Annotated in this window: 15 protein-coding genes; all 15 read left to right on the top strand. The window is 69.6% G+C overall.

The genetic code is table 11. The features are described 5' to 3' along the window. The first annotated feature begins 712 nt into the window (after window positions 1-712). Window positions 713-2,050 carry a C4-dicarboxylate transporter DctA gene (dctA, locus tag EV699_RS00005; RefSeq protein WP_132537897.1) on the top strand — a complete coding sequence of 446 codons (1,338 nt, stop codon included), beginning with the start codon at window positions 713-715 and terminating at the stop codon, window positions 2,048-2,050. Window positions 2,051-2,624: 574 nt separating this feature from the next. Next, on the top strand, window positions 2,625-3,734 hold the full coding sequence (locus tag EV699_RS00010; protein WP_132538109.1) for a 4-oxalomesaconate tautomerase: 1,110 nt from the start codon (window positions 2,625-2,627) through the stop codon (window positions 3,732-3,734). A 183-nt stretch (window positions 3,735-3,917) separates the two neighbouring features. Then, complete coding sequence (locus tag EV699_RS00015; RefSeq protein WP_132537898.1) at window positions 3,918-4,907, top strand: Bug family tripartite tricarboxylate transporter substrate binding protein; 990 nt, start codon at window positions 3,918-3,920, stop codon at window positions 4,905-4,907. Window positions 4,908-5,020: 113 nt separating this feature from the next. Continuing rightward, complete coding sequence (locus tag EV699_RS00020) at window positions 5,021-5,485, top strand: tripartite tricarboxylate transporter TctB family protein (RefSeq protein ID WP_165903965.1); 465 nt, start codon at window positions 5,021-5,023, stop codon at window positions 5,483-5,485. A 10-nt stretch (window positions 5,486-5,495) separates the two neighbouring features. After that, window positions 5,496-7,007 carry a tripartite tricarboxylate transporter permease gene (locus EV699_RS00025; protein WP_132537900.1) on the top strand — a complete coding sequence of 504 codons (1,512 nt, stop codon included), beginning with the start codon at window positions 5,496-5,498 and terminating at the stop codon, window positions 7,005-7,007. A gap of 124 nt (window positions 7,008-7,131) precedes the next feature. Then, the gene (locus EV699_RS00030; RefSeq protein WP_132537901.1) at window positions 7,132-7,599 is read left to right on the top strand and encodes a CYTH domain-containing protein; all 468 of its coding nucleotides are present in this window, start codon (window positions 7,132-7,134) and stop codon (window positions 7,597-7,599) included. Window positions 7,600-7,636: 37 nt separating this feature from the next. Next, the gene (nagZ, locus tag EV699_RS00035; protein ID WP_132537902.1) at window positions 7,637-8,683 is read left to right on the top strand and encodes a beta-N-acetylhexosaminidase; all 1,047 of its coding nucleotides are present in this window, start codon (window positions 7,637-7,639) and stop codon (window positions 8,681-8,683) included. An 85-nt stretch (window positions 8,684-8,768) separates the two neighbouring features. After that, a complete protein-coding gene (locus EV699_RS00040; protein ID WP_132537903.1) occupies window positions 8,769-9,137 on the top strand; it encodes a DsrE family protein in 369 nt (122 codons plus the stop codon). A gap of 19 nt (window positions 9,138-9,156) precedes the next feature. Then, window positions 9,157-9,717, top strand: a complete 561-nt coding sequence (locus EV699_RS00045) for a hypoxanthine-guanine phosphoribosyltransferase (protein ID WP_132537904.1) — start codon at window positions 9,157-9,159, stop codon at window positions 9,715-9,717. A 34-nt stretch (window positions 9,718-9,751) separates the two neighbouring features. Beyond that, on the top strand, window positions 9,752-10,495 hold the full coding sequence (locus EV699_RS00050; protein WP_132537905.1) for an S-methyl-5'-thioinosine phosphorylase: 744 nt from the start codon (window positions 9,752-9,754) through the stop codon (window positions 10,493-10,495). Further along, window positions 10,492-10,710, top strand: coding sequence for a hypothetical protein (locus EV699_RS00055; RefSeq protein ID WP_132537906.1), 219 nt, complete (start codon window positions 10,492-10,494; stop codon window positions 10,708-10,710). Before EV699_RS00050 ends, EV699_RS00055 begins: the two co-directional genes overlap by 4 nt. A 20-nt stretch (window positions 10,711-10,730) precedes the next feature. Beyond that, complete coding sequence (locus tag EV699_RS00060; RefSeq protein ID WP_132537907.1) at window positions 10,731-11,006, top strand: hypothetical protein; 276 nt, start codon at window positions 10,731-10,733, stop codon at window positions 11,004-11,006. Window positions 11,007-11,024: 18 nt separating this feature from the next. Continuing rightward, window positions 11,025-11,687, top strand: coding sequence for a response regulator (locus EV699_RS00065; protein WP_132537908.1), 663 nt, complete (start codon window positions 11,025-11,027; stop codon window positions 11,685-11,687). A gap of 13 nt (window positions 11,688-11,700) precedes the next feature. Then, the gene (locus EV699_RS00070; protein ID WP_132537909.1) at window positions 11,701-13,002 is read left to right on the top strand and encodes an ATP-binding protein; all 1,302 of its coding nucleotides are present in this window, start codon (window positions 11,701-11,703) and stop codon (window positions 13,000-13,002) included. A gap of 121 nt (window positions 13,003-13,123) precedes the next feature. After that, complete coding sequence (locus tag EV699_RS00075; RefSeq protein ID WP_132537910.1) at window positions 13,124-13,579, top strand: putative immunity protein; 456 nt, start codon at window positions 13,124-13,126, stop codon at window positions 13,577-13,579. The last annotated feature ends 202 nt before the right edge of the window (window positions 13,580-13,781 follow it).

Genomic DNA, 13,781 nt, shown 5'->3' on the forward strand with positions numbered 1-13,781 from the left:
TACACGGCCAACATCGGCGTGATCAACGCCCAGGCCGCCGACATCTACCGCTACATGAACTTCGACCAGATCGACGACTTCCGCCGCCTCGCCGAAACCGTCGTGCGTGTCTGACGCCCCCACGCAGCTCCGCACCCACCGGTGCGGAGCTTTTTTTGTGTCGCCTGGATCGGGTGGCGTAGAGGCCGTTGAGTGCCTGCTCGCCCTCCCTGCCGAGCCTCCCGGCTTCGCGGTGGCCCATCCCGTGCCTCTATGGCGTGCCCAACGGCCCCGGTTCGCCTGCGCATCGGGCCTGGCCCGTCAAGACGCACTGCGCAGACCCGACGCTCAACGGGCTTGACGCTCTTCTCCCTGACTAGCGGGGACTTCTCGGTTCGTTCTCTACCCTCCTATTGATAATAAATAAGCAATAAAAATAAATATATTTGCATTTGAATCATTAAGTCGCCGATGGCAATCTGCTCTTCAAGGCAACAATCAAGTTTACTGTTGCTTTAAACGCATGTGTCCAGTGACTGAAACCGCGCAGACCACGCCTGTCAGGCCGTCGCGGCAGGCGCGACCGGTTCCTGAGCCAGGGGCACGGCGAGCACCATCGGGCAATGACACCAACGACGCCGAAGCCGGTGCGGCGAGGGCAGGCACGGAGCGATCCGGCCCCACACGCCCAGCATGTGGCCCTACCGAACACAGCAACCGAGGAGAACGAAACATGAAGATTACTGAGCAGGCTCCCGCAAAGCGCGTGCCCATCTACAAAGCGCTTTATTTCCAGGTAATCGTCGCGATCACCCTGGGCATCACCTTCGGTCACTTCTATCCGGATCTCGGTGCCGGGCTCAAACCGCTCGGCGACGCTTTCATCAAACTCGTCAAGATGATGATCACGCCGGTGGTGTTTTGCACCATCGTGCTCGGCATCACCAGCATGCCCAATTCCAAGGAAATCGGGAAAACCCTGCTGAAGGCGATGCTGCTGTTCTACGCACTGACCATCATCGCGCTCGCCACCGGCCTGGTCGCCGTTTACCTGATGCAGCCGGGCACCGGCATGAACATCGATCCCACGCACCTCGATGCCTCGGTGGCGGCGAAATACCTGAAGGCGGGGACGTCGATGAGTTTCGTGGACTTCGCCCTGCACATCATTCCGACCTCCTTCTTCAGCGCTTTTTCGGAGGGTGAGGTTCTGCCGGTGCTGCTGGTCGCGATCATCGTCGGCTTTGGTCTGAACCATGTCGGCAAGGCGGGCGAGCCCGTGCTTACGGCCATCGACTCGTTCTCGCACGTGATTTTCGTCGCCTTCGGCTACATGATGAAATTGGCTCCGGTCGGTGCCTTTGGCGCGATGGCCTTTACCGTCGGCAAGTACGGCATCCAGTCGCTCAGTTCGCTGGCGATGCTGATCGTCACCTTCTACGTCGCCTGCCTGTTCTTCATCTTCGTGGTGCTCGGCATCCTCGCCCGTACGCACGGTTTCAGCCTGCTGAAGATGCTGCGCTACATCCGCGAAGAACTGCTGATCGTGCTCGCGACCTCGTCCAGCGAACCTGCGCTGCCGCGCATGCTGCAGAAGCTCGAGAAGCTGGGCTGCAAGAAGGGTGTCGTCGGGCTCGTGCTGCCCACCGGGTATTCGTTCAACCTCGACGGCACCGCCATCTACCTGACGCTCGCTTCGGTCTTCATCGCCCAGGCCTGCAACATCCACCTGTCGCTCGGCCAGATCCTGTCGATGCTGTTCGTGATGCTGCTGACCTCGAAAGGTGCCGCGGGTGTCACCGGCAGCGGCTTCGTCGCCCTGGTCGCCACGCTGACGATCATGCCGGAGATCCCGGTCGCCGGTGTCGCGCTGATCGTCGGTATCGACCGCTTCATGTCCGAAGCCCGTGCGCTCACCAGCCTGGTCAGCAACGCGGTCGCCGTGGTGGTCGTGTCGAAGTGGGAGAACGCGTGCGACGACGCGGTGCTGCAGGCCGAACTCGATCGCCGGGACGCGACGGGCGACGAACTGCTGGCCGAAGAGGAGACGCATGTGGTGGCCGCACGGTGAACCGGCTTGATCTGATCTAGGACCAGCGCCGCCTGAGCGCCGACCCCGCCAAGGGCACGGCCTCCGCGAAAGCGGCTGCCGTGCCCTGGCCGCGCCCGACACAGCCACCGAAACGGACACCCTCGGGTGTCCGTTTGCTTTTCCCCCTGACCCCTGACCCCTGACCCCTGACCCCTGACCCCTGACCCCTGACCCCTGCATCCGGCAGTGCCCGTCGCTTTCCCGGTAGGGGGGGCCTTGCACCGTGCCACCCGCGTTCGCTGGCGTGCTTCTCCAACGCCGCGTGGTCGTTCCAGCCGACGCCGGGGGGCTCCCGAGTCGTTTCCACGCGCTCCGGGCCGCATTCCGTGCCGCCATGCCGTCGTCGCCGGGCCGGATTTGTGGCGATCAGCAGAGGAGGCGTTTTTAATGCATAAAATAAAATAAAAATAAAAATATTTGCATTTGAATCATTAAATGGTCGATGGCAATCTTCTCTTTAAGGCAACAATCAATCTAACTGTTGCTCAAGAGACATATGTCGAGTGGTCCGTACGAAGAGGCCCTCGTCAAGCTATCGAGGAACCGCCAGATGATGACCCGTATTCCCTGTGTGTTGATGCGTGGCGGTACGTCGCGCGGCCCGTACTTCCTGGCCTCGGACCTGCCCGCCGACGAACGTGCACGCGATGAAGTGCTGCTGTCGGTGATGGGGTCCGGCCACGAGCTCGAGATCGACGGCATCGGCGGTGGTAACCCGCTGACCAGCAAGGTCGCCATCGTCAGTCCGTCGATGCACCCGGAGGCCCAGATCGACTACCTGTTCGTGCAGGTGCTGGTCACCGAACGGCGCGTCGACACCGCGCCGAACTGCGGCAACATGCTGGCTGGCGTCGGACCCTTCGCCATCGAGGCGGGGCTGGTGCCCGCCGTGTCGCCGGAAACGACGGTGCGCATCCGCAACGTCAACACCGGCAAGCTCATCGAGGCCGTGGTGCAGACCCCGAACGGGCGGGTGAGCTACGAGGGCGATACCTCGATCGATGGCGTGCCGGGCACCGCGGCGCCGATCCGGCTGACCTTCCTCGATGCCGCCGGGGCCAAGACCGGGCGGCTGTTCCCGACCGGCCGCCACGTCGACACCGTGCAGGGCTGCGAGATCACCTGCATCGACATGGCGACGCCGATGGTGCTGATCGCGGCCGCGAGCCTCGGCAAGAGCGGACACGAAACGGCCGATGCCCTCGACGGCGACCGCACCTTCATGGCGCGGCTCGAAGCGATCCGCCGCGAGGCCGGTGCCCTGATGGGGATGGGCGACGTCACCCACTCGGTACTGCCGAAGCCCGTGCTGCTGGCCGAACCGGTGCACGGCGGCACCATCAGCGCGCGCTACTTCATGCCGCACGCCTGCCACAAGGCGATCGCCACCACCGGTGCGATCGGCATCGCCACGGCGTGCGTGGTCGAGGGCACGGTCGCCCAGCGACTGCTCGGAGCCTCCGCCGCCGGGCTGCGCACGATCGCCGTCGAGCACCCGCGCGGGCGCCTCGAAGTCGCCCTGCAAGCCGACCCGCAAGGGTCGGTCGAGGCGCTGCGCGCCTCGGTGATCCGCACCGCCAAGCGCCTGTTCGACGGTGCCGTGTACGTCTCCGACGCGATTTTCGGGCCCGCCGGCCGCGCCGTCGGTCCGCTCGTCTCCTGAGCGCCCACGCCGCCGTTCGCCATCGTGGCGGGCGGCATCCCGTTCAACCGGTTCACGGGCATTCGGGCAGGAGGCGGCAATGACCGGAACCGGCTCCCTGGCGGGCTGAATTCGGAGGTCTGGCGGATTCCACCCCGACGGCCCAGTACCGCTATCACATAAGAAAATTCTGGAGGAGAAGAGATGTCCACATTCAAGCGCTTTACCCGCTCGTTCATCGGTGCCGGTCTGCTGGCCGCGGGTCTGGTCGCTCCGCTGATGGCGGCGGCTGAAACCTATCCGGACAAGCCGATCCGCATGATCGTGCCAACCGCGCCGGCGGGCGGTAACGACTTCATGGCCCGCATCATCGGGCAAAAGTTGCAGGAGCGCCTGGGCAAGCCGGTGGTGGTCGAAAACAAGACCGGTGCCGGCGGCACCATCGGGACGGATTTCGTCGCCAAGGCCAAGCCGGACGGTTACACGATCCTGTTCGGCTACATCGCGACCCACGGCATCAATCCAGCGATGAGCAAGCTGCCGTACGACGCGGTCAGGGATTTCGCACCGATCACGCAGGTGGCGGAAGCGCAGACCGTGATCGTGGTGAACCCGTCGGTTCCGGTGAATTCGCTGCAGGAACTGATCACGCTGGCCAAGGCCAAGCCGGGCACGCTCAATTACGCCTCCGCCGGCAAGGGCACGCTGCCGCATATTGCCGGTGAACTGTTCAAGCAGTTGACCGGCACCGACATCGGCTACGTGCACTACAAGGGCTCGTCGCCTGCCGCCACCGACACCCTCGCCGGTCACACCCAAATCATGTTTGGCAGCCTGGTAACGGCGATCAGCCACATCAAGGCCGGAAAGCTGAAGGCGCTCGCGGTGACCGGGTCGAAGCGCTCGCCGCTGCTGCCGGACGTGCCGACGGTGAGCGAGGCCGGACTGCAGGGCTTCGAGGTGGCGCAGTGGTACGGCCTGTTCGCGCCGGCGAACACGCCCAAGGCAATCATCGACAAGCTCAACCAGGAAACCATCGAGGTGCTCAAGAACCCCGAGGTCGCCACCAAGTTTGCGGAACAGGGCGCGGACGTGGTCACCGGTTCGCCGGCTGATTTCGGTCGACTGGTCGAGGCCGAGATCGCTCGCTGGAGCGAGGTCAGCAAGAAAGCCAACATCACCGCGGATTATTGAAGCTGGAATCAGGCCACATAAGCCAAGCAGCATGGCTGCCCTGCCGGATGGTGGCGCGGCAGTCACGCGACGGGACCCACCAGAGACAAGCAGCAATCGAGAGAGGAGGCCATATGCGCGGCATTTCCGATAAACGGGATTTCGTCGCCGGACTGATGTTCACGACATTCGGTCTGGCGGTGGCATGGATTTCCAGCGGTTACGAGATCGGTTCGGCGCGGGCGATGGGGGCGGGCTATCTGCCCCTGGTGCTGGGTGGCCTGCTGGCCGTGATCGGGCTGGTGATCGCCGGTGCGGCGCTCAGGCAGGGCACGCCATCGCTGCCGCGGGTGTCGCCGCGCATCGACTGGCAACCGTTGCTGGCCATCACGGCGACGGTGGTGCTGTTCGCCCTGGTCATCCAGGTCGCCGGCGTGGTGCTGACCACGGCGGCCGTGGTGATCGTCAGCCGTCTGGCGCGCCGGGGCTATGCGTGGTGGGAGACGCTGATCCTCGCGGCGGCGCTGACCGCGGTGTGCGTCGCGGTCTTCTATTACGGGCTGGGGCTGCAGTTCCCGCTGTGGCCGGCATTCGGTTGAGGGGGCCGGCATGGAACTGATCGACAACCTCGTGCTCGGCTTTTCGGTCGCGCTCACCATCCAGAACATCCTGTACTGCCTGCTCGGCACCATCCTCGGCACCCTGGTCGGGGTGCTGCCGGGGCTCGGCCCGTTGGCGACCATCGCGATGCTGCTGCCGATCAGCTTCGGTCTGGAGCCGACGACGGCGCTGATCCTGCTGGCCGGCATCTACTACGGTGCCCAGTACGGCGGCTCCACGACCGCGATCCTGGTCAACCTGCCGGGTGAAACCAGCGCCGTGGTGACCGCGCTCGACGGTTACCAGATGGCGCGCCAGGGGCGCGCCGGCGAAGCGCTGATGGTCGCGGCGCTGGGCTCGTTCTTCGCCGGTACCGTCGGCACGCTGCTGATCGCCGCCTTTGCCCCGTCGCTGTCGGAGATGGCGCTCAGGTTCGGGCCGGCCGAGTACTTCGCGCTGATGGTGCTGGGGCTGATCGCCGCGGTGGTGCTGGCGCACGGCTCGGTGATCAAGGCGATCGCGATGATCATCGTCGGCCTGCTGCTCGGCCTGGTGGGCACCGACGTCACCAGCGGCGACGCCCGCTTCACCTTCGGCTCGTCGCACCTCGCCGACGGCATCGACTTCGTGGTGGTGGCGATGGGGCTGTTCGGCATCGCCGAGGTGATTTCCAACGTCGCCGGCCCCGAGGAGGAGCGCAAGGTGCTCGGCAAGCTCGGCCTGTGGAAGCTGTCGAAGGAGGACTTCCGGCGGGCGGCGCCGGCGGCCGTGCGCGGCACCTTCCTCGGCTCGATCCTGGGCATCCTGCCCGGCGGCGGTGCGGTGCTCGGCTCGTTCTCGTCCTACATGCTGGAGAAGAAGCTGTCGAGGACGCCGCAGGCGTTCGGCAAGGGCGCGATCGAGGGCGTGGCGGGGCCGGAAGCCGCCAACAACGCCGGCGCGCAGACCTCGTTCATCCCGATGCTGACGCTGGGACTGCCGTCCAACGGCGTGATGGCGCTGATGATCGGCGCGCTGACCATCCACAACATCCAGCCCGGGCCGGGCGTGATGAGCAGCAATCCCTCGCTGTTCTGGGGCCTGATCGCCAGCATGTGGGTGGGCAACCTGCTGCTGGTGATCCTGAACCTGCCGCTGATCGGCGTGTGGATCAAGCTGCTGACGGTCAGGTACCGGTTGCTCTACCCGGCGATCGTCGTGCTCTGCTGCATCGGCGTGTTCAGCGTCAACAACTCCGAGTTCCACGTGCTGCTGATGGCGCTGTTCGGCGTGCTCGGCTACGTGTTCACGAAACTGGAGTGCGAACCCGCGCCGTTGCTGCTCGGTTTCGTGCTGGGGCCGATGATGGAGGAGAACCTGCGCCGCGCGATGTCGCTGGCCAAGGGCGATCCGAGCGTGTTCGTCACCCGGCCGCTGTCGCTGGTGCTGCTGCTGGTCGCGGCGGGCCTGCTGGTGATGATGCTGGCGCCGGCGGTGGCCAGGCGGCGCGAACAGGCGTTCGAGGAGTCCCACGAGGCCTGAGCCGCCCCGCGGCGGATCGACGCGAGGGCCGACGTCCGCACGGGCGCCGGCCCTCGCGCTATCCCGCCGGCGCGGGCGATTGGCTACCATGCCCGCCTCTGCAACCGCCGGAGCGCGTCCCCGCATGGCCACCGAGATCGAGCACAAGTTCCTGGTCGTCGATGACGGCTGGCGCGCCGGCGTCGAGCGCGCGGTGGCGATGCGCCAGGGCTACCTGGTCAGCGACGCGGTGCGCTCGGTGCGCGTGCGCGTCGAGGGCGACAGCGCCGCGCTCAACGTCAAGGGCGCGGTGGTCGGCATCGCCCGGCGCGAGTACGAGTACGCCATCCCGCTCGCCGATGCCGCCGAGATGCTCGACGAGCTCTGCGGGCAGAAGGTCGAGAAGACCCGCCACTACGTGCGCCACGCCGGCCACCTGTGGGAGGTCGACGTGTTCGAGGGTGCCAACGCCGGGCTGGTGGTGGCCGAGATCGAACTGGCGCACGCGGGCGAGCCCTTCGTCCGGCCGCCGTGGGTGGGCGCCGACGTCTCGCACGATCTGCGCTACTACAACTCGCAGCTCGCCGTGCACCCCTACCAGGACTGGCGCTGAGCGCCGGCCTGTTCCGCCCGCCAGGAGGACCCCGCCGATGTCGCTCGGCCCCGTCATGCTCGGCCTCAGCGGCCTGCGCCTCGATGCCGAGGAGCGCGAACTGCTGCGCCACCCGCGCGTCGGTGGCGTGATCCTGTTCAGCCGCAACTACGCCGACCCCGACCAGCTCACCGCCCTCACCGCCGAGATCCACGCGCTGCGCCACCCGCGGCTGCTGATCGGCGTCGACCACGAGGGCGGGCGCGTGCAGCGCTTCCGCGAAGGCTTCACGCGGCTGCCGCCGGTGCGCGCGCTCGGTGCGATCTACGACGTCGACCGCATGCGTGCCAAGGCGCTGGCGCGCGTCAGCGGCTGGCTGATGGCCGCGGAGCTGCGCGCCTGCGGCGTCGACTTCAGCTTCGCGCCGGTGCTCGACCTCGACGTCGGCGCCAGCACGGTGATCGGCGACCGCGCCTTCCACGGCAACCCCGAGGCCGTCGCCGACCTCGCCCACGCCTACCTGAGCGGCATGCAGAAGGCCGGCATGGACGGCGTCGGCAAGCACTTCCCCGGCCACGGCCACGTGCAGGCCGATTCCCACCACGAACTGCCGGTGGACCGGCGCCGCTACGCCGACATCGCCGCCTGCGACCTGGTCGCCTTCGAGCGCATGGTCCACTACGGGCTCGCCGCGGTGATGCCGGCGCACGTGCTCTACCCGCAGGTCGACGACCGCCCGGCCGGCTTCTCGCCGGTGTGGCTGCGCGAGGTGCTGCGCGGGCGCCTCGGCTTCCAGGGCGCGATCTTCTCCGACGACCTCGACATGGCCGGCGCGCACGTGGCCGGCGGCCCGCTGGCGCGTGCCGAGGCCGCGCTCGCCGCCGGCTGCGACATGGTGCTCGCCTGCAACGACCGCGACGCGGCGCTGGCGATCGTGCGCGGGCTCGCCGATCCGGCCGACCCCGCCGCGCAGCTGCGCCTGGTGCGCCTGCACGGGCGCGGGCGGCTGGCGCGTGCCGAGCTGCAGGCGAGCGAGCCGTGGCAGCGCGCGGTGCGCCTGGTCGCCGACTACGACGCCCACCCGCTGCTCGACATGGACATCTAGGCGCGGCTGGCGGGGGCGGGGGGCGCTCCCTATAATCCCGCGTCCTCGCACCGCTGCCCGCGGGCGCCCCCGCGCGGAACCGAAGATGGCCGACAAGCTGTTGATCCTGATGACCAATACCGATCCGGAGCAGGGTCAGGCGCTGGCCGCGGTGTTCGCCCAGGCGACCGTCGCCGCGGCGATGGAGTACGAGGTCGAGATGGTCCTCACCGGCCTCTCCGGGCGCCTCGCGATCCGCGGCTACGCCGAGAGCGTGCGCCTGGGGCACGACGACCAGCGCAGCGCCTACGACCTGATCCGCGACGCCGCCGACAACGGCGTGGTGTTCAAGGTGTGCACCAACACCCTCGAAAGCTGGGGGCAGGACCTGATCCCCGAGGTGCGCGAGACCGTCGGCGCCGCCTACATCATCAGCGAGGCGATGGACGACGCCACCGTGACCTTCACCTACTGACCGCGCCCGAGGCCTCCCGATGACCACCGTGCTCCCCGAAGAGGTGCGTGCCGTGCAGGCGCGCGCCGACCTGCTGCACTCCGCGGCCGAGGTCGATGCCGCCTACGACCGGCTGGCGGCGGCGATCACCGAGCGCCTGCACGACGCCAACCCGGTGGTGCTGGTGGTGCTGAACGGCGGCGTGGTGCCGGCCGGGCAGCTGCTGCCGCGCCTCGCCTTCCCGCTGCAGATGGGCTACCTGCACGCCACGCGCTACCGCGGCGACACCCGCGGCGGCACGCTGCACTGGGTGGTGAAGCCGCGCCCCGAGGTCGCCGGGCGCACCGTGCTGGTGCTCGACGACATCTTCGACGAGGGCTACACGCTCGAGGCCATCGTCCGCGAGCTGCACGCGATGGGCGCGCGCGAGGTGCTGAGCGCGGTGCTGGTCGACAAGGTGCACGCGCGCAAGGTGCCCGGCTTCAGCGTCGACTTCGTCGGCCTGCAGGTGCCCGACCGCTACGTGTTCGGCTGCGGCATGGACTACCACGAATACCTGCGCAACCTGCCCGGCGTGTACGCGGTGGGCGCCGGCGACTGAACCCGTTCCCCCCCGCAACCGAGTACCCGCGCCCATGTCCGACCTGCTTGCGATCATCGGCGGCACCGGCCTGACCGCGCTCGCCACGCTGCAGATCACCCGCAAGGAGATGGTCTCCACGCCGTACGGCGAGCCCTCCGGGCCGCTCACCCACGGCGTGCTCGCCGGCCACGACGTGGTGTTCCTGGCGCGCCACGGCTACGGCCACACCATCCCGCCGCACCAGGTCAACTACCGCGCCAACCTGTGGGCGCTGCGCCACATCGGCGTCGAGCGGGTGATCGCCGTCGCCGCGGTCGGCGGCATCACCGCGCGCATGGCGCCGGGCCTGCTGGTGTTCCCCGATCAGATCGTCGACTACACCTACGGCCGCCACCACACGCTGTTCGAGGGTGACCTCAGCCACGTCACCCACATCGACTTCACCTGGCCCTACGACGAGACGCTGCGCCAGAGCCTGATCGAAGGCGCGCGCAGCGCCGGCATCGCCGCGATCGAGTCCGGCACCTACGCCGCCACCCAGGGGCCGCGGCTCGAAACCGCCGCCGAGATCTGCCGCCTGGAGCGCGACGGCTGCGACATCGTCGGCATGACCGGCATGCCCGAGGCCGCGCTCGCCCGCGAACTCGGCCTCGCCTACGCCTGCTGTGCGGTGGTCTCGAACTGGGCCGCCGGCCGCGGCGAGGGCGAGATCACGATGGAACAGATCGAGCAGACGCTGATCGGTGGCATGGAGCAGGTGCGCCAGTTGCTCGGTGTCGTCATTCCCACGCTATGAACCCGCAGACCGCCTGGCTCGCGAGCGTGCCCTGGCTGCCCTGGGTGCTGCTCGTCGCGGGGGTGTTGAACCTCGCCTTCGCGTGGCGGCTCAAACGCCTGCTCGCACGCCACCCCGACGCCGCCACCGGCGTGCTGCGCGCGGTGCCGGCGCTGACCCTGATCTGTGCCGGCGTCGCCCTCGCGGTCGGCGTCGGCCTCCTGCTGTTGCGCTGAAAATTCCCGGAGAAACCGCCATGTCGGTACTGAACGAACTGCTGCAGGGCCACTTCACCGCCGAGGTGCTGCAGGCGCTGGCGCGCACCAGCGGCCTGATCTGGGCCGGCGTGCTCGGCCTGCTGCTCGCGCTGTGGGTGTGGTCGGAGGCCATGCTCGGCCTCGCCGGCGGGCTGCGCGGCGGCGCCCGCACCGCCGTGTTCGCGCTCCTGTTCGTGCTCACCGCGGTGGCGCTGCCGCTCGCGCTGCTGGCGCTCGCCCCGCACCTGCTGCCCGTCGTCGCCCCGCAGCCCTGAGCCGCGCCGGCGCGCGCCATGCGCCTGCTGCTGGTCGAGGACGACCCGATGATCGGCGAGGCCGTCGTCAGCGGCCTGCGCCACGAGGGCTACACCGTCGACTGGGTGCGCGACGGCCGCGCCGCCGAACTCGCGGTCGAGCAGCACGCGCACGACCTGGTGCTGCTCGACCTCGGCCTGCCGCGCAAGGGCGGGCTGGAGGTGCTCGCCGGCCTGCGCGCGCGCGGCGAGCAGGTGCCGGTGCTGGTGCTGACCGCGCGTGACACCGTCGGCGAGCGCGTGCGCGGCCTCGACGCCGGCGCCGACGATTACCTGGTCAAGCCCTTCGACCTCGACGAACTCGCCGCGCGCGTGCGCGCGCTGCTGCGCCGGCGTGCCGGCCGCGCCGAGCCGCGCCTGCAGCTCGGTGACCTCGCGCTCGACCCGGCGACGCACGAGGTGTGGCTGAAGGGCGAGCCGCTCAGCCTCACCGCGCGCGAGTTCGCGCTGCTCGCCGCGCTGGTCGAACGCCCGGGCACCGTGCTGTCGCGTGCCCAGCTGGAGGAGAAGCTCTACGGCTGGGACCGCGACATCGACAGCAACGCCGTCGAGGTCCACATCCACGCGCTGCGCCGCAAGCTCGGCGCCGACTTCATCCGCAACCTGCGCGGCGTGGGCTATTTCGTGCCCAGGCCCGACTGAGCGCGCCGCGCGCGTGAACTCGATCCGCCGCCGCCTGCTGCTCGGCCTGCTCGCCGGGCTCGTGCTCGCCGGCATCGCCGCCACCCTCGGCGTCTACTTCCAGGCGCGCGAGGAGGCCAACGCGCTGTTCGACTACCAGTTGCGGCAGATGGCGGCGTCGTTCCCGAGCGGCGTGCTGGTGCTGCCACAGGCGGGCGAGCCGGGCGCCGGCGAGGACGTGGTGATCCAGATGTGGAACCGCAGCGGCGTGCGCCTGTACCTGTCGCGCCCCGGCGTGCGCCTGCCGCCGCGCGCCGAGCTCGGCTACACCACGCTGGTCACCGAGGACGGCCACTGGCGCGTCTACAGCGCCTTCGTGCGCGACAACCTGGTGCAGGTGGCGCAGCCGCTCGCGGTGCGCCAGGAACTCGCCGCCGCGCTGGCGCTGCGCTCGGCGGCACCGCTGGCGCTGCTGCTGCCGCTGCTCGGCGGCCTCGTCTGGTGGGTGGTGGGGCGCGGCCTGCGCCCGCTCGCACGCGTCACCCAGGCGCTGTCGCGGCGCAGCGCCGTCGCCCTGCAGCCGCTGTCGGAAGCCGGTCTGCCGAGCGAGGTGCGCCCGCTGGTGCAGGCGCTCAACGAACTGCTCGGCCGCCTCGACCATGCGCTCGCCGCGCAGCGGGCCTTCATCGCCGACGCCGCACACGAACTGCGCACCCCGCTCACCGCGGTGCGCCTGCAGGCGCAGCTCGCCGAGCGCGCCAGCGGCGACGCCGAGCGCGCCCGCGCCTTCGTCGCGCTGCGCAGCGGGCTCGACCGCGCCACCCACCTGGTCGCGCAACTGCTCACGCTGGCGCGCAACGATCCGGGCGTCGCCGAGCGCCCGCTGGTTCCGACCGCACTGCTGCCGATCGCCGAGCGCGTGCTCGCCGAGCAGGCGCCGATCGCCGCCGCGGCCGGCATCGACCTCGGCCTCGCCCGCGCCGACGCGGTCAGCGTCGCCGGCGATGCCGAAGCCCTGCGCACGCTGCTCGGCAACCTGGTCGACAACGCCATCCGCTACACGCCCGCCGGCGGCCACGTCGACGTCGACGTCGGCAGCGAGGCCGGCGTCGCGCGGCTGGTGGTGCAGGACGACGGCCCCGGCATTCCCGCCGCCGAACGCGAGCGCGTGTGCGACCGCTTCTACCGGCGCGAGGACAGCCCCGGCGCCGGCAGCGGCCTCGGCCTCGCCATCGTGCGCAGCATCGCCGAGCGCCACGGCGCCACCCTCGCGCTCGACGCGGGCCCGGACGGGCGGGGGCTGCGGGTGACGCTGCGGTTTCCGCCGGCGGCGTGAGCCCGACGTCCGCGGCGAACCCGTCTGCGCCGAGGCGCAGGCGTGATGGCGATGCCCGGCATGGCCGCGACCGCCGCAGGTGTTCCCCGCATTCGACCCCACCCCTGGACACGGAGGCACGATGAACCAGGCTCTGGCTGAACTCGCCGCGGCGGCGGAGCTGGCGCAGCCGTCGCAACAGGCGCTACGCCTCGCCTTCGGCCTGGCGTGCGTGGAGCGCATCGCGCATCTGCTGGAGGACCCGCGCGCCGTGGCCGGCCTGGAGGTGCTGCGCCGCTACGTGGCGGGGGCGGCGGACCGCGCGGCGCTCGACGTCGCCGCGGCCGAGCTGCAGGCGGTGGCGCGCAGCCACCACGGCTCGCCGTCCCTCGACGGTTCGGCGCACGCGGCCGTGTCGGCCACCTATGCGGTGGCCAACGCGCTGGCCGGCCGTGCGCTGGAGGCTGCCGGCTACGCCGCGTACGCAGCCGTCTACGCCTACGGCGGCTACGCCGTCAGCGACCCCTCGGCCTTCGCGCCGGAGTACGCGTGGCAGCTGCGGACCTTGGAGCAGCTCCTGTCCGGCACCGATCCCTAGCGCGCCGGCATGCGGCGCCGGGGTGACGGGGCGCCGAACACCGGCGTAGGCGGCGCCCGGCACGCTGGGCTACGCTTGCGTCGGTTCGCGCGCTCCGGTGTCACGGGGGCCTTCCCGTGCGACGGCGGGGCCGGGCTGCCGTGTTCCCCACCCGATGATGCGCCCGACCGTCCAGCCGCGGACGGTACGGCGCGTGGGCCCG

Source organism: Plasticicumulans lactativorans, from assembly GCF_004341245.1.
GTDB lineage: Bacteria > Pseudomonadota > Gammaproteobacteria > Competibacterales > Competibacteraceae > Plasticicumulans_A > Plasticicumulans_A lactativorans.

What these genes read in the sequence shown, in the direction of transcription:
- EV699_RS00040 (WP_132537903.1), top strand. Translation starts at nt 8,769, where the DNA reads ATGGCCGACAAGCTGTTGATCCTGATGACCAATACCGATCCGGAGCAG.
- EV699_RS00030 (WP_132537901.1), top strand. Translation starts at nt 7,132, where the DNA reads ATGGCCACCGAGATCGAGCACAAGTTCCTGGTCGTCGATGACGGCTGG.
- EV699_RS00075 (WP_132537910.1), top strand. Translation starts at nt 13,124, where the DNA reads ATGAACCAGGCTCTGGCTGAACTCGCCGCGGCGGCGGAGCTGGCGCAG.
- EV699_RS00025 (WP_132537900.1), top strand. Translation starts at nt 5,496, where the DNA reads ATGGAACTGATCGACAACCTCGTGCTCGGCTTTTCGGTCGCGCTCACC.
- EV699_RS00020 (WP_165903965.1), top strand. Translation starts at nt 5,021, where the DNA reads ATGCGCGGCATTTCCGATAAACGGGATTTCGTCGCCGGACTGATGTTC.
- EV699_RS00045 (WP_132537904.1), top strand. Translation starts at nt 9,157, where the DNA reads ATGACCACCGTGCTCCCCGAAGAGGTGCGTGCCGTGCAGGCGCGCGCC.
- EV699_RS00055 (WP_132537906.1), top strand. Translation starts at nt 10,492, where the DNA reads ATGAACCCGCAGACCGCCTGGCTCGCGAGCGTGCCCTGGCTGCCCTGG.
- EV699_RS00015 (WP_132537898.1), top strand. Translation starts at nt 3,918, where the DNA reads ATGTCCACATTCAAGCGCTTTACCCGCTCGTTCATCGGTGCCGGTCTG.
- nagZ (WP_132537902.1), top strand. Translation starts at nt 7,637, where the DNA reads ATGTCGCTCGGCCCCGTCATGCTCGGCCTCAGCGGCCTGCGCCTCGAT.
- dctA (WP_132537897.1), top strand. Translation starts at nt 713, where the DNA reads ATGAAGATTACTGAGCAGGCTCCCGCAAAGCGCGTGCCCATCTACAAA.
- EV699_RS00060 (WP_132537907.1), top strand. Translation starts at nt 10,731, where the DNA reads ATGTCGGTACTGAACGAACTGCTGCAGGGCCACTTCACCGCCGAGGTG.
- EV699_RS00010 (WP_132538109.1), top strand. Translation starts at nt 2,625, where the DNA reads ATGACCCGTATTCCCTGTGTGTTGATGCGTGGCGGTACGTCGCGCGGC.
- EV699_RS00050 (WP_132537905.1), top strand. Translation starts at nt 9,752, where the DNA reads ATGTCCGACCTGCTTGCGATCATCGGCGGCACCGGCCTGACCGCGCTC.
- EV699_RS00065 (WP_132537908.1), top strand. Translation starts at nt 11,025, where the DNA reads ATGCGCCTGCTGCTGGTCGAGGACGACCCGATGATCGGCGAGGCCGTC.